Origin of the sequence: Streptomyces sp. NPDC003456 (assembly GCF_042878735.1) — a bacterium.
Classification (GTDB): Bacteria; Actinomycetota; Actinomycetes; order Streptomycetales; family Streptomycetaceae; genus Streptomyces.
In genome coordinates, this window is record NZ_JBIAOK010000003.1 from 1042424 (window position 1) to 1059346 (window position 16923).

Sequence of the window (16923 nt, forward strand, 5' to 3'; positions counted from 1 at the left end):
ACCTCGGGCCGGGGAGGCGCGGTGCGTCTCCCCGGTTCGTTTCCGGGGTGTGAGCGAGAAGAACCGTGAGGGAAAGCGCACCGCCCGTGAGCGACTGGCGGTCGAGCGCGAGAAGCAGAAGTCCGCGGACAAGCGCCGGCGCGCGCTGATCGTCGGCGGCGCCGTCGTCGCCGTCCTGGGACTCGCGGCGGTGATCGGCGTCGTCGCGGCCAACGCCGGCAAGGACGACGGCTCCGAGGCCTCCGGCCCGGTCGTGGTGCCCTCGGGAGCGCAGGGCAAGGACGGCCTGGCCGTCCCGGTCGGCAAGGACAGCGCCAAGTCGACGCTCACGGTGTGGGAGGACTTCCGCTGCCCCGCCTGCAAGTCCTTCGAGACGGTCTACCGGCCGGTGATCCAGGAGCTGACCGAGGCCGGCCAGCTCAAGGTCGACTACCACCTGGTCACCCTCATCGACGGCAACATGGGCGGCACCGGCTCACGCAACGCGGCCAACGCGGCCGCCTGCGCCCAGGACGCCGGGAAGTTCGCCGCGTACCACGACGTCCTCTTCGACAACCAGCCGCAGGAGGTCGACGACGCCTACGCGGACAACGGCAAGCTGATCGAGCTGGCCGGCAAGGTCGACGGCCTCGACACGCCCGCCTTCCGCAAGTGCGTCGAGGACGGCACGCACAACAGCTGGGTCGCCAAGTCCCACCAGGCGTTCGACAAGGGGGGCTTCTCCGGCACCCCGACCGTGCTGTTCGACGGCAAGAACATCTACCAGGACCGGACGATGACCCCGGCCAAGCTCAAGCAGATGGTGCAGAAGGCGAACCAGGGATAGGGCACGTCCACCCGCCCCTGTTATGGACCCGTAGCCGGGCCGCCCACCCCGGGCCCGGTCCGGCACGGTAGCGTCGACCTTGCCATGGAACTTGCCTTCATTCCCAGCCCGTCGCGCGGGGTGCTGTACCTCGGCCCCATTCCGCTGCGCGGCTACGCGTTCTGCATCATCATCGGCGTCTTCGTTGCCGTCTGGCTCGGCAACAAGCGGTGGATCGCCCGGGGCGGGCGGGCCGGCACGGTGGCCGACATCGCGGTCTGGGCCGTCCCCTTCGGCCTGATCGGCGGCCGCCTCTACCACGTGATCACGGACTACGAGCTGTACTTCAGCGAGGGCCGTGACTGGGTGGACGCCTTCAAGATCTGGGAGGGCGGCCTCGGCATCTGGGGTGCCATCGCGCTGGGCGCGCTGGGAGCCTGGATCGGCTGCCGCCGACGCGGCATCCCCCTGCCGGCCTACGCCGACGCCGTCGCGCCCGGCATCGCCTTCGCACAGGCCATCGGCCGCTGGGGCAACTGGTTCAACCAGGAGCTGTACGGCAAGCCCACCGACCTGCCGTGGGCGCTTGAGATCACCTCCTCCTCCGACGGGCGGGTCCCGGGCACCTACCACCCGACGTTCCTGTACGAGTCGCTGTGGTGCGTCGGCGTGGCCCTGCTGGTCATCTGGGCCGACCGCCGCTTCCGGCTGGGACACGGCCGGGCGTTCGCCCTGTACGTCGCCGCGTACTGCTCGGGCCGCGCGTGGATCGAGTACATGCGGGTCGACGACGCGCACCACGTGCTGGGGCTGCGGCTCAACGTGTGGACCGCCATCTTCGTGTTCCTGCTGGCGGTCGCCTACTTCGTGGTGTCGGCGAAGAAGCGGCCCGGCCGGGAGGACGTCGTGGAGCCGGGCGCGACGGCCCCGGCGGACCAGGCCGACGGTGCGGGAGCCGCGGGCGAGGAGAAGACCGAGGCCGCGGACGAGGCGGACGAGCCCGCCGGGAAGGCCGCCGACGGCAGCGCCGGTGAGACCGGACAGGAAGAAACCAGGGACGAGGCCAAGGACGAGGCCGGGTCGGGCAAGAAGACCTGACCGGCTCTCCGCACGCCGTCGAGGGCGCCCCGGCATGTTCCGGGGCGCCCTCGCCGCGTTCCGCCGGCGCCGCACGGCGGTCGGCGGGGCCCTCACGCGCGGCGAGCCCGCTGGGCCCCCGGCCCGCAGGGCTCAGCGGGGGTGGGTCAGGGAGAGGGTGCGGCGGGCTGCCTTCACCGTGGCCGCGTCGACGAAGCTGCCGTCGGGGAGGGCCTGGGCGCCCGGGTCGCTCGCTGCCGCCTTGAGGACCGCTTCGGCCCGCTCGATCTCCTCCTCGGTGGGCAGATAGGCGCGCTCGATCACCGGGAGCTGCCGGGGGTGGATCGCGGCCCGGCCGAGGAAGCCCAGCGCGCGGCCGCGCGCGCAGGACGCGGCGAGCCCCGGCAGGTCGCGGATGTCGGGGTGGACCGACTGGGCCGGCGGGGGCAGTCCCGCGGCGCGGGCGGCCACGATCACCCGTGACCGCGGCCAGTCCAGGCCCCGGTCGTCGCACACGCCCAGGTCGGCCCGCAGATCCGCCTCACCGAGCGAGATGCCGCGCAGGCCCGGGTGGGCCGTGGCGATGACGTACGCCAGCTCCACGGCGAGGGCCGACTCCACGAGGGCGTGCAGGCCCACCGCGGCCCGGCCGGCGACCTGGACGATCTCCGCGGGCGAGGTCACCTTCGGCAGGCGCAGCCCGGACAGGCCGGGCGCCCGCGCGAGGGCGGCGACGTCCTCCTCGCCCCACGGGCTGCCCAGGGCGTTGACGCGGACGTGGACCGGGACCGGCGGCGCTTCGGTGAGCAGCTCGGCGGTGGCGGCCCGGGCGTAGGCCTTGCGGTCCGGGGCGACCGCGTCCTCCAGGTCGACCACCACCGCGTCGGCGCCGTGGGTGAGGGCCTTCGCCACCACCTGCGGCCGGTCGCCCGGGGCGTAGAGCCAGGTGAGGGGGTGCCGTGTCACAGGGCGCCCTCGGTGCGCAGCGCGGCGAGGTCGGCCGGGGTCAGGCCCAGTTCGGTGAGCACCTCGTCGGTGTCGGCGCCGTGCGGCCGCCCGGCCCAGCGGATCGAGCCGGGCGTGGCGGACAGGCGGAAGAGGACGTTCTGCATGCGCAGGGGGCCCAGCTCCGGGTCGTCGACGGTGGTGACGGTGTCCAGGGCCTGGTACTGCGGGTCCGCCATCACGTCCCGCACGTCGTAGATCGGGGCCGCCGCGGCCTCGGCCTTCTCGAAGGCGGCCAGCACGTCGGTGCGGGTGCGCGCGGCGATCCAGGAGCCGACCGCCTCGTCCAGCACGTCGGCGTGGCGGGCGCGGTCGGCGCCGGTCGCGAACCAGGGCTCGTCGATCAGCTCCGGGCGGCCGACCAGGTGCATCACGCGCTCGGCGACCGACTGGGCCGAGGTGGAGACCGCGACCCACGAGCCGTCCGCGGTGCGGTAGACGCCGCGCGGCGCGTTGTTGGGGGAGCGGTTGCCGGTGCGCGGCTGGACGTGGCCGAGCTGGTCGAACCAGAGGGGCTGGGGGCCGAGCGCGGCCAGGATGGGCTCGATCAGGGCCATGTCCACGACCTGGCCCTCGCCGGTCCGCTCCCGCGCCGCGAGGGCCGTCATCACGGCGTACGCCGTCGTCAGCCCCGCGATGGCGTCGGCCAGGCCGAACGGGGGCAGGGTCGGGGGCGCGTCCGGTTCCCCGGTGATCGCGGCGAAGCCGCTCATGGCCTCGGCGAGGGTGCCGAAGCCGGGGCGGTGCGCGTAGGGGCCGAACTGGCCGAACCCGGTGACGCGGGCCAGGACCAGCCGCGGGTTGGCGGCCGACAGCTCCGGCCAGCCCAGGTCCCACTTCTCCAGGGTGCCGGGGCGGAAGTTCTCGACGATCACGTCGGCGGTGGCGGCCAGGCGCAGCAGCGTGGCGCGGCCGCCGGGCCTGGACAGGTCCAGGGTGATGGTGCGCTTGTTGCGGCCGAGCGTCTTCCACCACAGGCCCACGCCGTCCTTGGCGGGGCCGTGGCCGCGCGAGGGGTCCGGCTTCGCCGGGTGCTCGACCTTGACGATCTCCGCGCCGAAGTCGCCGAGCAGGGTGGCGGCCATCGGGCCGGCGAACAGAGTGGCGAGGTCGAGGACGCGCAGACCGGACAGGGGCGCGGGCTGAGGCGCTGTCATGAGCGGTGCATCTCCCGGTGCGTGAGGTGGGCGAGCGTGTCGAAGCCGATGCCGTCGAAGCCGCCCACCGACGTGGACAGGCGGTTCTTCAGGGGTGCCGTCCAGTGGTCCGGCAGCGCCGCGGGGTGCCCGGCCAGCAGGCCCGCGATGCTGCCGGCCGTGGCACCGACCGAGTCCGTGTCCCAGCCGCCTCCGACGGCGCGGCTGATGGAGCCGCCGAAGTCGCCGTCGGCGTGCGTGAGCGCGGCGGCGATCAGGGCGGTGTTGGGGACGGCGTGCACCCAGTGGTGGCCGGCGGCGTGCACGGCGTGCAGCTCGTCGACGACCGTGTCGAAGTCCTCGTGGCCGCGCGCCAGTTGCACGGCGTGCCGGACGGCCGCGGCGAGGCGGGAGCGCGGGGGCACGACGGTGAGGCCGGTGCGCAGGCAGGCGTGGACGTCGTGGTCGCCGGTCGCGGCCGCCGCGATCACGGCGGCGGTGAACATCGCCGCGTAGACGCCGTTGGCGGTGTGGGTCAAGGTGGCGTCCCGGTGGGCCTGTTCGGCGGCGCCGGCCGGGTCGCCGGGGTGGGTCCAGCCGTGGACGTCGGCACGGATCAGGGCCCCGATCCACTCGCGGAACGGGTTGCGGTGGCGGGCGGTGTGCGGGGGCTCCAGGCCGCAGAGCAGATTGCGGTAGGCGACGCGCTCGGCGGTGAAGGTGCGGCCCGCGGGGAGTTCGTCGAGCCAGGTGCGGGCCACGTCGGCGGTGGTGAAGTCCCTGCCGTGGCGCCGGAGCAGGACCAGGTTGAGCAGGGGGTAGTTGAGGTCGTCGTCCTCGGGCATGCCGTCGATGTTCTCGGCGAGGGAGGTGGCCGCCGAGCGGCGGTTCCAGGGATGCTCCCGCAGCAGCTCCGGTGGGACGCCGCGGGCGGTGAAGTAGCCGGCGAGGGGCCAGTTGCCGGTGGACCGGGCGAGCCGGCGGACGGCGTCGAGGGGCAGCTTCTCGACCGGCTTGCCCAGCAGGCAGCCGGCGGCCCGGCCGAGCCAGGCGGCCTCCAGGCGGTCGGTGCCGGTGGTGGAGCGGGACGCGGGGGCCGGCCAGTCGGGGCAGGCGGCCCGGATCGCCTCCAGGCCGGTCGGCTCGTCGTCCGCCGACGCGCTCGGCAGGTCGGCCAGTTCGTCCAGCAGGTCCTCCGCCAGGCGGCGCAGGTAGCGGGAGGCCGGGGTGGGGGACGCCCCGGCCGTCAGGGGGGCCGCAGGGCCGCCCGCCGCCCGCCAGCGGGCCGCGATCCGCGACGGTTCACGGCCGTCCTGCGCCGCCTGGCGCAGCTCGTGGCCGATCAGGTCCTCCGGCTGGACCCAGGTCAAGCGCATCATTCCGGGCCTCCGAGGGAGGCGAAGGCCCGCTCGTGGGCCCGGCGGCGGGCCACGTCCTTGGCGAAGATCTCGCGGGTGACCGCCGTGAGCGTCACCGCCGGCTCCCACAGGTCCAGCCGGCTGGCCTCCGCCACCGTCTTCGCCCACTCCTCGGGCACCGGCGAGCCGAGGGCCCCGGCCACGGCGCCCGCCATGGTGGCGATGGAGTCGCAGTCGCGGCCGTAGTTCACGGCCCCCAGGACCGCGTGGCGGTAGTCGCCGCGCGCCACCAGCACCATGCCGAGGGCGACGGGGAGCTCCTCGACGGCGTGCAGCCGGGAGGGCCGGCGGGCGCCCAGCGAGGGCGCGCGGTAGTCGGGGCCCACGGTGTCGTAGGGGGTGACGGCCTCGCGCAGCGGGGCGAGCGCCGACTCGAAGTCCGTGTGGCGCGCGGCCTCCTCGCAGACCCGCTCGATCGCCGCGCGGGTGCCGTCCTTCGCCAGGGCCAGGCAGGCCGAGACGACCGAGTCCGGACTCGCCCCCGGGGTGCAGGCGGCGGCCACGGCGGCGGCCAGGACGCCCGCCGCCTCCCGGCCGTACGACGACTGGTGCGCGCCGGCGACGTCCAGGGCCTCGGCGTACGCCGCCCGCGGGTCGGCCGCGTTGACCAGGCCCACGGGGGCCGCGTACATGGCCGCGCCGCAGTTGACGATGTTCCCGGTGCCGGCCTCGCGCGGGTCGGCATGACCGTAGTGGAGCCTGGTGACCAGCCACTTCTCCGCCAGGAAGATCCGCTGGAGGGGGAGTGCCTCGGTCTCCAGCTCGGGGATCCAGCGGGGCTCGGTCATCAGGTCGGGGACCAGGTGGTCGGCGATCGCGTAGGCGTCGAGGTGGTCGCGGACCCGGGCGTAGACGCGGACCAGCGCGTGCGTCATCAAGGTGTCGTCGGTGACGTGGCCGTCGCCCTTGTGGTACGGGGCCAGGGGGCGGGCGGTGCGCCAGTCGTCGCCGTGCCAGGGGCCGACGACGCCGTGGACGCGGCCGCCGTGGCGTTCCAGGATCTGCTCGGGGCTGTAGCCCTCGACGGGGCCGCCGAGGGCGTCGCCGACGGCCGCGCCGACCAGGGCGCCGGCGATCCGCTCGTCCAGTGGGGCGTTTTGATGGGATTCAGGCTGCATGGGCGCATCATCCTCCCGGGCGGGCCGGTTGTGCGGCTTCCAGCAGTCCGGCGAGTTCCACGAGGTCGGTGCCGGTGAGGCGGGGCAGGACGCACCCGGAGAGGGTGCGGCAGGTCTCCCGCCAGGACGCCGGGATCGACGCGCCGCCGCCCAGGGCGCCGGTGAGGGCTCCGGCGAGGGCGGGGGCGGAGTCCGCGACGCGGGACAGGCAGGCCGCGGCCGGGACGGCCTCGGCGATGCGGCCGCGAGCGGCGGTGGCCAGGGCGAGGGCGACCGGCACGGTCTCGGCGGCGGCGATGCCGTAGCTGTAGACGTGGTCGACGATCTGGTGCTCCAGGGGCGGGACCAGGGCGAAGGTGCTGTCCGCCGCGGCGGCCAGGTGCAGGGCGTGCCGGGCGTTGCGGCCGATCTCCGTCGACTCGGGCAGTTCGTCCAGGGCCGCCGCGACACACGTGCCGACGTCCGCGCCGGCCAGGGCGAGGGAGAGGGCCGCCGCCATCGCGCGGGCGCCGTGCACGCCGTCGCCGTCCTGGGTGTAGCGGGCGTCGAACTCGGCCAGGGCGGCGGCGCTCGCGGGGTCGCCCGGGTGGGCCGCGGCCAGGACGCAGGCGCGGACGCAGGCGGCGTCGTCGAAGTAGTGCGGATTGTCGTGGCCGGTGGCGGGCGGGCGCAGACCGGTGGCGAGGTTGCCGAGGCCGGCGCGGACGGAGATGCGGGCCCGCAGGGGCAGGACGGCGGACTCGATCTCGGGGGCCCGGTCCGCCGCGGCGGCGACCTCGCCGGCCACGGCGTTCCAGGTGAGGTCGATGGCGGCCCGGATACGGCGGTCCCGGCCGAGGTCGTCCAGGACCGTGTCCTCACCGGCGCTCAGCAGGGCCTCGGCGGCGAAGGCCGCCCATTCGGCGTCGTCGGAGGGGCCGAGGCGCAGGGGCTCGGGGGGCTGGTTCAGGGCGATGGGGACGGGCAGGGTGGTCGTGGCGTTCTGCTCGGCGAAGGTGTCCAGCTCGCGGGTCAGGCGGCGGGTCCAGTCGGGCATGCGGGCGGCTCTGTGCCGGGCGGCGGGCCAGCCGGCGGCGTCGCCGGCGGCGAGGCCCAGCAGGAGCCCTTCGGTGCGGCTCCCGGCCGCTGCTCCGCCGTCGGCCCTTTCGTCTCCCGCCCGCGCACCGCCCGTGACCGTCCCCCGAGCGGCCCTCGCCTCCCGTGGCGCGTGCGCGCCGTGGGCGGCGGGCGGATCGTGCCGTGCCGGGGCTGCCTCCCGCGTGCCGGTCGCCGGCGTGTGCGCGCCGTCGGCGGGGGGCGGTGCGGGGGGCGGCGCCATCTGGTCCGTCGTCATGCCGAAGCCTCCGGTTCGTCTCCCGCCGCCAGGACGAAGTCCGCGGGGGCCGGTTCGGGGGCGGCCGGGGCCCGCCGGGGGTCCGTGGGGGCCGGTTCGGGGGCCGCCGGGGTCGGCCCGCGGTCCGTGGGGGCCCGCCCGGTGTCCGCGGGGGCCGGTTCGGGGTCTGCCGGGTCCCGCCTGGGGACCGTGGGGGCCGGGCCGAGGTGCGCGGTGGCCGGTTCAAGGTCCGCCAGGGCCCGCCCGGGGTCTGCGGGGGTCCGCCCGGGGTCCGTGGAGGCCGGCCTGGGGTACGTGGGGGCCGGTCCAGGGTCCGCCGGGGCCCACCTGGGGACCGCGTGGGCCGGGCCGAGGTCCATGGGGGCCGGTTCGGGATCCGTGGGGGCCGGTCCGCGGTCCGCCGGGTCCCGCCCGGGGTCCGCGTGGGCCGGGCCGAGGTACGCGGGGGCCGGTCCGCGGTCCGCCGGGGCCTGCCCGGGGTCCGCGGAAGCCGGGCCGAGGTACGCAGGGGCCGGTTCGGGGTCCACCGGGGTCGGACCGAGGTCCGCAGGGGCCTGAACGGGGCCCGCCGGGGCCCGCCCGGGGGCCGGTGGTGGCGGTTGCGGGGTGCGGTGGGGTGGGGTCAGGAGGTCCGCCACGTCCAGGACGTGGTAGCCGGCCATCGCCGGCAGGCAGCTGCCGCTCACCGGGCCGACGGGGGCGGCCCAGCCGGCCGGGATCGCCGACACCCCCTGGGTCGCACCCGCCAGGGCCCCCGCCACCGCCGCCGTGGTGTCCGCGTCCCGGCCCATGTTGACCGCCGTCAGGACCGACTGCTCGAAGTCGCCGTCGGCCGCGGCGTACGCGCCGAAGGCGAGCGCGACCGCCTCGGGGGCGAGATCGGTCCAGGGGTAGCCGCCGATGACCACCGCGGAGCGCACGGCGCGTTCGCCGCGGTGGGCGGCCGTCACGGCCCGGCGCAGGCAGCGCGCGGTCCACGAGTCGTCCGGGACGACCGCGAGGGCCGCGGCCACGACCGCGATCACCTGGGCGCCCGCCATCGCCGCGGCCACGCCGGCCGCCACGGCCCGGCCCCCGTAGATGCCCTCGCCGTCGTGGCTCACCGAGCCGTCGATCGCCACCAGCCGGGCCGCCTCCGCAGGGCGGCCCGCGGCGAAGACGCCGAAGGGGGCCGCGCGCATGGCCAGGCCGTCGCTCCAGGCGTGCCGGTGCTGGGCGGAGATGGGGGCGGCCAGGCCCCGGCGCAGGTTCTCCAGCGTGCCGCGTTCGCTGAAACCGGCGCCGCGGAACGGGCCCTCGTGACGGTCGGCGATCAGCTCGTGCCAGGCCGCCTCCACGTGGGCCGGGGTCAGCGCGGAGCCGTGCCGGGCCAGGAGCAGGCCCGAGAAGATCGCGTACTCGGTGTCGTCGGTGCCGGCCGGGTCGTCGGCCACGTACCCGGTGATGCGGCCCCAGCGCGCCCGGATCTCGGAGGGCTTCATGTTCTCCGCCGGTGCCCCGAGCGCGTCACCGACGGCCAGGCCCAGCAGGGCGCCCCGGGCCCGGGCGCGCAACCCGGTGGGGTCCTGGGGGTCCGGGGCGGAGGGAGTGCCGGCGGTCGATGCCATGGGGCATGTGTCCCCCCGGGGCGTGCGGCCCGAGCATCGGGAGCCCGAGCGTCACCCGGTCGATGCCGGGCAGAAGCATCCGAAGAGGGGTCGCCGAAGGGGAAAACCGCAGGTTAGCCCAGCCTTTCCTTGCTGGCGGGGACGGAATTCCAGGCGTAGTTTGGGGGTTGTAAAAATCTGGAACGAGTCCAGACAAGGGGAGCGGATCTTTCATGGCCATCATCGACACCGAGGCGGCGCTGCACGAGGCGCACCGGGACAACCACACGCACCGGGACGTGAACGGCGGCTGGCTGCGTCCCGCGGTGTTCGGCGCCATGGACGGCCTCGTCTCCAACCTGGCCCTGATGACGGGGGTCGCCGGCGGGGCGGCCGGTCAGCACACCGTCGTCCTGAGCGGACTCGCCGGCCTGGCGGCCGGCGCCTTCTCCATGGCCGCGGGCGAGTACACCTCGGTGGCCTCCCAGCGCGAGCTGGTCGAGGCGGAGCTGGACGTGGAGCGGCGCGAGCTGAGGAAGCACCCGAAGGACGAGGAGGCCGAGCTGGCCGCGCTGTACGAGGCCAGGGGCGTCGAGCGGAAGCTGGCCGAGGAGGTCGCCCGGCAGCTGTCCAGGGACCCCGAGCAGGCACTGGAGATCCATGCCCGGGAAGAGCTGGGCATCGACCCCGGCGACCTGCCCTCGCCCACCGTGGCCGCGGTGTCGAGCTTCGGCGCCTTCGCGCTGGGCGCCCTGGTGCCGGTGCTGCCGTACCTGCTGGGGGCGAACGCGCTCTGGCCGGCCGTCGTGGCCGCGCTGCTCGGGCTCTTCCTGTGCGGCGCGGTCGTGGCCAAGGTGACGGCCCGGACCTGGTGGTACAGCGGCCTGCGGCAGTTGCTGCTGGGCGGCGCGGCGGCCGGTGTGACGTACGCCCTGGGCACTCTGTTCGGAACGGCCGTAGGATAGCGCGGCTCGGACCTATGCAAGGGACCGCATAGGTAGTCGTTACTCGCTGGTTTCGAGGGTGCAACGACCGGGCATGAGCCGTAAGCGCTGCGGGCAATGACGCCCGTCGCACCTCGACGGGGTGGGCGACGACGCCCGCTCCGCCCCCGGGCCGACGCAGACGATCCGACCGATCGGTCCGTCCGGCCCCCCTCAGTCTCCACCGCCGGTTCGGTGACCCGTCCGCACAGCCGTGGTGTCCGCATGGTGGAACGGATTATCCCGCTTCCCGAGAACCGCTCCATCATGTAACCTGCACGAAATTTTGCGATCACGCGAGGGCCAACGTCGTCCCTCGGCACCTGCACATGCCACCTGACGACGACGGGAGAGCCGATGCGTACGCCGCGCCAGCCGTCCCAGCACTCCGCGAATGGCCAGAACTGGTCCTTCATGGATGCTCGCCCTGCTGCGCAGGGTATGTACGACCCCCGCAACGAGCACGACGCCTGCGGCGTCGGCTTCGTCGCCACCCTCACCGGCGAGGCGTCCCACACCCTGGTGGAACAGGCTCTGACCGTCCTGCGCAACCTCGAGCACCGAGGCGCCACCGGCTCCGAGCCCGACTCCGGCGACGGCGCGGGCATCCTGTCGCAGGTCCCGGACGCCTTCTTCCGCGACGTGGCCGGATTCGAGCTGCCCGCGGCGGGCTCCTACGCCGTCGGCATCGCCTTCCTGCCCGAGGCCGGCACCGACGACGCCGTCTCGCAGATCGAGACGATCGCCGCCGACGAGGGCCTCACCGTCCTCGGCTGGCGCGAGGTGCCGGTCGCCCCCCAGCTGCTGGGCGCCACCGCCCGGTCGACCATGCCGGTCTTCCGCCAGCTCTTCGTCGCCGACGGCGCCGCGGTGCCCGCCGCGGGCATCGCCCTGGACCGCAAGGCGTTCGTGCTGCGCAAGCGCGCCGAGCGCGAGGCCGGCGTGTACTTCCCGTCGCTGTCCGCGCGGACCGTCGTCTACAAGGGCATGCTGACCACCGGCCAGCTGGAGCCCTTCTTCCCGGACCTGTCCGACCGCCGCTTCGCCTCCGCGATCGCGCTCGTGCACTCCCGGTTCTCGACGAACACCTTCCCGTCCTGGCCGCTGGCCCACCCCTACCGCTTCGTCGCGCACAACGGTGAGATCAACACCGTCAAGGGCAACCGCAACTGGATGGTGGCCCGCGAGTCGCAGCTCGTCTCCGACCTGTTCGGCGGCGACGGCAAGGCCATCGACCGGATCTTCCCGGTCTGCACGCCGGACGCCTCCGACTCCGCCTCCTTCGACGAGGTCCTGGAGCTGCTGCACCTGGGCGGCCGCTCCCTGCCGCACTCCGTGCTGATGATGATCCCGGAGGCGTGGGAGAACCACGACTCCATGGACCCGGCCCGGCGCGCGTTCTACCAGTACCACTCCACGATGATGGAGCCCTGGGACGGCCCGGCCTGCGTCACCTTCACCGACGGCACCCAGGTCGGCGCGGTCCTCGACCGCAACGGACTGCGCCCCGGCCGCTACTGGGTCACCGACGACGGCCTGGTCGTCCTCGGCTCCGAGGTGGGCGTCCTGGACATCGACCCGGCCAAGGTCGTCCGCAAGGGCCGCCTCCAGCCCGGCCGCATGTTCCTGGTGGACACCGCCGAGCACCGCATCATCGAGGACGACGAGATCAAGGCCCAGCTCGCCGCCGAGAACCCCTACGAGGAGTGGGTGGAAGCCGGCGAGATCGAGCTGTCCGACCTGCCCGAGCGCGAGCACATCGTCCACACCCACGCCTCGGTCACCCGCCGCCAGCAGACCTTCGGTTACACCGAGGAGGAGCTGCGCGTCATCCTCGCGCCGATGGCCAAGGCCGGTGCCGAGCCCATCGGCTCCATGGGCACCGACTCGCCGATCGCCGCGCTCTCGGACCGCCCGCGCCTGCTGTTCGACTACTTCACCCAGCTCTTCGCGCAGGTCACCAACCCGCCGCTGGACGCCATCCGCGAGGAACTGGTCACCTCCCTGCGCAGCTCCCTCGGCCCGCAGGGCAACCTGCTGGAGCCGAACGCGGCCTCCTGCCGCAGCGTCCTGCTGCCCTTCCCGGTGATCGACAACGACGAGCTGGCCAAGCTCATCCACATCAACGCCGACGGCGACATGCCCGGCTTCAAGGCCGCGACCCTGTCCGGCCTGTACCGGGTGCACGGCGGCGGTGACGCGCTGGCCGCCCGCATCGAGGAGATCTGCGCCGAGGCCGACGCGGCCATCGAGAACGGCGCCCGCCTGATCGTCCTGTCGGACCGCCACTCCGACGCCGAGCACGCGCCCATCCCCTCGCTGCTGCTCACCGCGGCCGTCCACCACCACCTGATCCGCACCAAGCAGCGCACCCAGGTGGGCCTGCTGGTCGAGGCCGGCGACGTCCGCGAGGTCCACCACGTCGCCCTGCTCATCGGCTACGGCGCCGCCGCGGTCAACCCCTACCTGGCGATGGAGTCCGTCGAGGACCTGGTCCGCGCCGGCACCTTCCTGCCCGGCATCGAGCCCGAGCAGGCCATCCGCAACCTCATCCACGCCCTCGGCAAGGGCGTGCTGAAGGTCATGTCCAAGATGGGCATCTCCACCGTCGCCTCCTACCGCGGCGCCCAGGTGTTCGAGGCCGTCGGCCTGGACGAGACGTTCGTCGCCACGTACTTCAACGGCACCGCCACCAAGATCGGCGGCGTCGGCATCGACGTCGTCGCCAAGGAGGTCGCCGCCCGGCACGCCAAGGCCTACCCGGCCTCCGGCATTGCCCCGGCGCACCGCGCGCTGGACATCGGCGGCGAGTACCAGTGGCGCCGCGAGGGCGAGCCGCACCTGTTCGACCCGGAGACGGTCTTCCGCCTCCAGCACTCCACGCGCTCCGGCCGCTACGACATCTTCAAGAAGTACACCGAGCGCGTGAACGAGCAGTCCGAGCGGCTGATGACGCTGCGCGGCCTGTTCGGCTTCAAGTCGGACCGCCGGCCGATCTCCATCGACGAGGTCGAGCCCGTCTCCGAGATCGTCAAGCGCTTCTCCACCGGCGCCATGTCGTACGGCTCCATCTCCCAGGAGGCGCACGAGACGCTCGCCATCGCCATGAACCAGCTGGGCGGCAAGTCCAACACCGGTGAGGGCGGCGAGGACCCCGAGCGCCTGTACGACCCGGCCCGCCGGTCCTCCATCAAGCAGGTCGCCTCCGGCCGCTTCGGCGTGACCTCCGAGTACCTGGTCAACTCCGACGACATCCAGATCAAGATGGCCCAGGGCGCCAAGCCCGGCGAGGGCGGTCAGCTGCCCGGCCACAAGGTCTACCCGTGGGTCGCCAAGACGCGGCACTCGACGCCCGGCGTGGGCCTCATCTCCCCGCCGCCGCACCACGACATCTACTCCATCGAGGACCTCGCCCAGCTGATCCACGACCTGAAGAACGCCAACCCCCAGGCGCGCATCCACGTCAAGCTGGTCTCCGAGGTCGGCGTCGGCACGGTCGCCGCGGGTGTCTCCAAGGCGCACGCGGACGTGGTGCTCATCTCCGGCCACGACGGCGGCACCGGTGCCTCGCCGCTCACCTCGCTGAAGCACGCGGGCGGCCCCTGGGAGCTGGGCCTGGCCGAGACCCAGCAGACGCTGCTGCTCAACGGCCTGCGCGACCGCATCGTCGTGCAGACCGACGGTCAGCTGAAGACCGGCCGCGACGTGGTCATCGCCGCGCTGCTGGGCGCCGAGGAGTTCGGTTTCGCGACCGCGCCGCTCGTCGTCTCCGGCTGCGTCATGATGCGCGTCTGCCACCTGGACACCTGCCCGGTCGGCATCGCCACCCAGAACCCGGTGCTGCGCGAGCGCTACACCGGCAAGGCCGAGTACGTCGTGAACTTCTTCCAGTACATCGCCGAAGAGGTCCGCGAGATCCTCGCCGAGCTGGGCTTCCGCTCCATCGAGGAGGCCGTCGGCCACGCCGAGGCCCTCGACGTCACCCGGGCCGTCGACCACTGGAAGGCGCAGGGCCTGAACCTGGAGCCGCTGTTCCACGTGCCCGAGCTGCCCGAGGGCGCCGCCCGCCACCAGGTCGTCTCCCAGGACCACGGCCTGGAGAAGGCGCTCGACAACGAGCTGATCAGGCTCGCCGCCGACGCGCTCGCCGCCCCCGGGGCCAACGAGGCCCAGCCGGTGCGCGCCCAGGTCGCCATCCGCAACATCAACCGCACGGTCGGCACCATGCTCGGCCACGAGGTGACCAAGAAGTTCGGTGGCGCGGGCCTGCCCGACGACACCATCGACATCACCTTCACCGGCTCCGCCGGCCAGTCCTTCGGCGCGTTCGTGCCGCGCGGCGTCACGCTGCGCCTGGAGGGCGACGCCAACGACTACGTCGGCAAGGGCCTGTCGGGCGGCCGGATCGTGGTCCGCCCGGACCGCGCCGCCGACCACCTCGCCGAGTACAGCGTCATCGCCGGCAACACCATCGGCTACGGCGCCACCGGCGGCGAGATGTTCCTGCGCGGCAAGACCGGTGAGCGGTTCTGCGTGCGCAACTCCGGCGCGACGGTCGTCTCCGAGGGCGTGGGCGACCACGGCTGCGAGTACATGACCGGCGGTCACGCGGTGGTGCTCGGCGAGACCGGCCGCAACTTCGCGGCCGGCATGTCCGGCGGCGTCGCCTACGTCATCGACCTCGACCGGGACAACGTCAACGCCGGCAACCTCGACGCCGTCCAGGCGCTGGACGACGCCGACAAGCAGTGGCTGCACGACGTGGTCCGCCGCCACCGGGAGGAGACGGGCTCCACCGTCGCCGAGAAGCTCCTGGCCGAGTGGGACGACCCCACGGGAGGCGTGGCGCGCTTCAGCAAGATCATCCCCAGCACGTACCAGGCAGTGCTCGCCGCCAAGGACGCCGCCGAGCGAGCCGGTCTCTCCGAGACCGAGACCCACGAGAAGATGATGGAGGCGGCGATCAATGGCTGACCCGAAGGGCTTCCTGAACCACGGGCGCGAGGTCGCCAGGTCCCGCCCCGTCGAGGAGCGCGTCCGCGACTGGAACGAGGTCTACGTCCCCGGCTCCCTGCTGCCGATCATCAGCAAGCAGGCCAGCCGGTGCATGGACTGCGGCATCCCGTTCTGCCACAACGGCTGTCCCCTCGGGAACCTCATCCCCGAGTGGAACGACTACGCCTACCGCGAGGACTGGGCCGCCGCCTCCGAGCGCCTGCACGCGACGAACAACTTCCCGGAGTTCACCGGCCGCCTGTGCCCCGCCCCGTGCGAGTCGGCGTGTGTGCTCGGCATCAACCAGCCGCCGGTCACCATCAAGAACGTCGAGGTCTCGATCATCGACAAGGCGTGGGAGACCGGGGACGTCGCCCCGCAGATCCCGGAGCGCCTGTCCGGCAAGACCGTCGCCGTCGTCGGCTCGGGCCCGGCGGGTCTGGCCGCCGCCCAGCAGCTGACCCGCGCCGGCCACACCGTCGCCGTCTACGAGCGCGCGGACCGCGTCGGCGGCCTCCTGCGGTACGGCATCCCCGAGTTCAAGATGGAGAAGCGGCACATCAACCGCCGCATCGAGCAGATGCGCGCGGAGGGCACCCGCTTCCGCACGGGCGTCGAGATCGGCCGCGACCTGAAGGCCACGGACCTGAAGAAGCGCTACGACGCGGTCGTCCTGGCCGTCGGCGCGACCACGGCCCGCGACCTGCCGGTGCCCGGCCGCGAGCTCAAGGGCATCCACCAGGCGATGGAGTACCTGCCCCTGGCCAACAAGGTCCAGGAGGGCGACTTCGTCGCGCCCCCCATCTCCGCCGAGGGCAAGCACGTCGTGGTCATCGGCGGCGGCGACACCGGCGCGGACTGCGTCGGCACCGCCCACCGCCAGGGAGCGGCCTCCGTCACGCAGCTGGAGATCATGCCCCGCCCGGGCGAGGACCGGCACCCGGTCAACCAGCCGTGGCCGACCTTCCCCATGCTGTACAAGGTCACCTCGGCGCACGAGGAGGGCGGCGAGCGGGTCTACTCCGTCTCCACCACCCACTTCGAGGGCGACGAGGACGGCAACGTCCAGTGGCTGCACCTGACCGAGGTGGAGTTCGTCGACGGCAGGCTGACGCCCAAGCCGGGCACGGAGCGCAAGATCCCCGCCCAGCTGGTGACGCTGGCGATGGGCTTCACCGGCACCGACCGGGAGAACGGCCTGGTCGAGCAGTTCGGCCTGGAGCTCGACGAGCGCGGCAACATCGCCCGCGACGGCGACTACCAGACCAACGTGCCGGGTGTGTTCGTCGCCGGTGACGCCGGCCGCGGCCAGTCGCTCATCGTCTGGGCGATCGCCGAGGGCCGTTCGGCGGCGCGCGGGGTGGACCGCCACCTCACCGGCGCCAGTGAGCTGCCGGCCCCGATCCGCCCGACGGACCGCGCGCTGATGGTCTGAGCGCACCCCGAGAACGTCCCGCACAAAGGCGT

10 protein-coding genes and 1 pseudogene are annotated in these 16923 nt (G+C 73.9%); 5 read left to right on the plus strand and 6 right to left on the minus strand.

Going from position 1 to position 16923, the window contains the following annotated elements; genetic code table 11:
* Nucleotides 1-49 precede the first annotated feature (49 nt).
* Together ACFYWG_RS15635 and lgt are read left to right on the plus strand one after the other, a co-directional pair.
* The gene (locus ACFYWG_RS15635; protein ID WP_385418031.1) at nucleotides 50-826 is read left to right on the plus strand and encodes a DsbA family protein; all 777 of its coding nucleotides are present in this window, start codon (nucleotides 50-52) and stop codon (nucleotides 824-826) included.
* 84 nt (nucleotides 827-910) lie between these two features.
* Nucleotides 911-1903 carry a prolipoprotein diacylglyceryl transferase gene (gene lgt / locus ACFYWG_RS15640; protein WP_383503580.1) on the plus strand — a complete coding sequence of 331 codons (993 nt, stop codon included), beginning with the start codon at nucleotides 911-913 and terminating at the stop codon, nucleotides 1901-1903.
* Nucleotides 1904-2035: 132 nt separating this feature from the next.
* On the opposite strand, the gene ACFYWG_RS15645 is transcribed toward lgt, so the two are convergent.
* From ACFYWG_RS15645 to ACFYWG_RS15670, 6 genes and pseudogenes are all read right to left on the minus strand, one after another.
* Nucleotides 2036-2848 carry an HpcH/HpaI aldolase/citrate lyase family protein gene (locus ACFYWG_RS15645; RefSeq protein WP_383503581.1) on the minus strand — a complete coding sequence of 271 codons (813 nt, stop codon included), beginning with the start codon at nucleotides 2846-2848 and terminating at the stop codon, nucleotides 2036-2038.
* Entirely contained in the window at nucleotides 2845-4044 is a 1200-nt protein-coding gene (locus ACFYWG_RS15650; RefSeq protein ID WP_389201679.1) for a CaiB/BaiF CoA transferase family protein, read from the minus strand. Before ACFYWG_RS15650 ends, ACFYWG_RS15645 begins: the two co-directional genes overlap by 4 nt.
* The gene (locus tag ACFYWG_RS15655; RefSeq protein ID WP_389201681.1) at nucleotides 4041-5402 is read right to left on the minus strand and encodes an ADP-ribosylglycohydrolase family protein; all 1362 of its coding nucleotides are present in this window, start codon (nucleotides 5400-5402) and stop codon (nucleotides 4041-4043) included. The genes ACFYWG_RS15650 and ACFYWG_RS15655 overlap by 4 nt, the downstream gene beginning before the upstream one ends.
* Complete coding sequence (locus tag ACFYWG_RS15660; RefSeq protein ID WP_389201683.1) at nucleotides 5399-6559, minus strand: ADP-ribosylglycohydrolase family protein; 1161 nt, start codon at nucleotides 6557-6559, stop codon at nucleotides 5399-5401. Before ACFYWG_RS15660 ends, ACFYWG_RS15655 begins: the two co-directional genes overlap by 4 nt.
* A 7-nt stretch (nucleotides 6560-6566) precedes the next feature.
* Nucleotides 6567-7892: an ADP-ribosylglycohydrolase family protein gene (locus ACFYWG_RS15665; RefSeq protein WP_389201684.1), complete on the minus strand. Its 1326-nt coding sequence runs from the start codon at nucleotides 7890-7892 to the stop codon at nucleotides 6567-6569.
* A 617-nt stretch (nucleotides 7893-8509) separates the two neighbouring features.
* A pseudogene (locus tag ACFYWG_RS15670) lies at nucleotides 8510-9499 on the minus strand (ADP-ribosylglycohydrolase family protein); the annotation flags it as partial.
* 212 nt (nucleotides 9500-9711) lie between these two features.
* Between ACFYWG_RS15670 and ACFYWG_RS15675 the strand changes: the two are divergent.
* The 3 genes from ACFYWG_RS15675 to ACFYWG_RS15685 all read left to right on the plus strand — a co-directional run bounded on the left by ACFYWG_RS15675 (nucleotide 9712) and on the right by ACFYWG_RS15685 (nucleotide 16891).
* Nucleotides 9712-10443: a VIT1/CCC1 transporter family protein gene (locus tag ACFYWG_RS15675; protein WP_389201686.1), complete on the plus strand. Its 732-nt coding sequence runs from the start codon at nucleotides 9712-9714 to the stop codon at nucleotides 10441-10443.
* A gap of 375 nt (nucleotides 10444-10818) precedes the next feature.
* Nucleotides 10819-15435 (plus strand): glutamate synthase large subunit, encoded by a 4617-nt coding sequence (gltB, locus tag ACFYWG_RS15680; RefSeq protein ID WP_383503588.1) that lies wholly within the window; start codon nucleotides 10819-10821, stop codon nucleotides 15433-15435.
* Nucleotides 15428-16891 carry a glutamate synthase subunit beta gene (locus tag ACFYWG_RS15685; RefSeq protein WP_383503589.1) on the plus strand — a complete coding sequence of 488 codons (1464 nt, stop codon included), beginning with the start codon at nucleotides 15428-15430 and terminating at the stop codon, nucleotides 16889-16891. The genes gltB and ACFYWG_RS15685 overlap by 8 nt, the downstream gene beginning before the upstream one ends.
* Nucleotides 16892-16923 lie beyond the last annotated feature (32 nt).

Coding starts and splice junctions, on each gene's coding strand:
- ACFYWG_RS15660 (WP_389201683.1), bottom strand. CDS start 6,559: ATGCAGCCTGAATCCCATCAAAACGCCCCACTGGACGAGCGGATCGCC.
- ACFYWG_RS15675 (WP_389201686.1), top strand. CDS start 9,712: ATGGCCATCATCGACACCGAGGCGGCGCTGCACGAGGCGCACCGGGAC.
- ACFYWG_RS15665 (WP_389201684.1), bottom strand. CDS start 7,892: ATGACGACGGACCAGATGGCGCCGCCCCCCGCACCGCCCCCCGCCGAC.
- ACFYWG_RS15650 (WP_389201679.1), bottom strand. CDS start 4,044: ATGACAGCGCCTCAGCCCGCGCCCCTGTCCGGTCTGCGCGTCCTCGAC.
- gltB (WP_383503588.1), top strand. CDS start 10,819: ATGCGTACGCCGCGCCAGCCGTCCCAGCACTCCGCGAATGGCCAGAAC.
- ACFYWG_RS15655 (WP_389201681.1), bottom strand. CDS start 5,402: ATGATGCGCTTGACCTGGGTCCAGCCGGAGGACCTGATCGGCCACGAG.
- ACFYWG_RS15685 (WP_383503589.1), top strand. CDS start 15,428: ATGGCTGACCCGAAGGGCTTCCTGAACCACGGGCGCGAGGTCGCCAGG.
- lgt (WP_383503580.1), top strand. CDS start 911: ATGGAACTTGCCTTCATTCCCAGCCCGTCGCGCGGGGTGCTGTACCTC.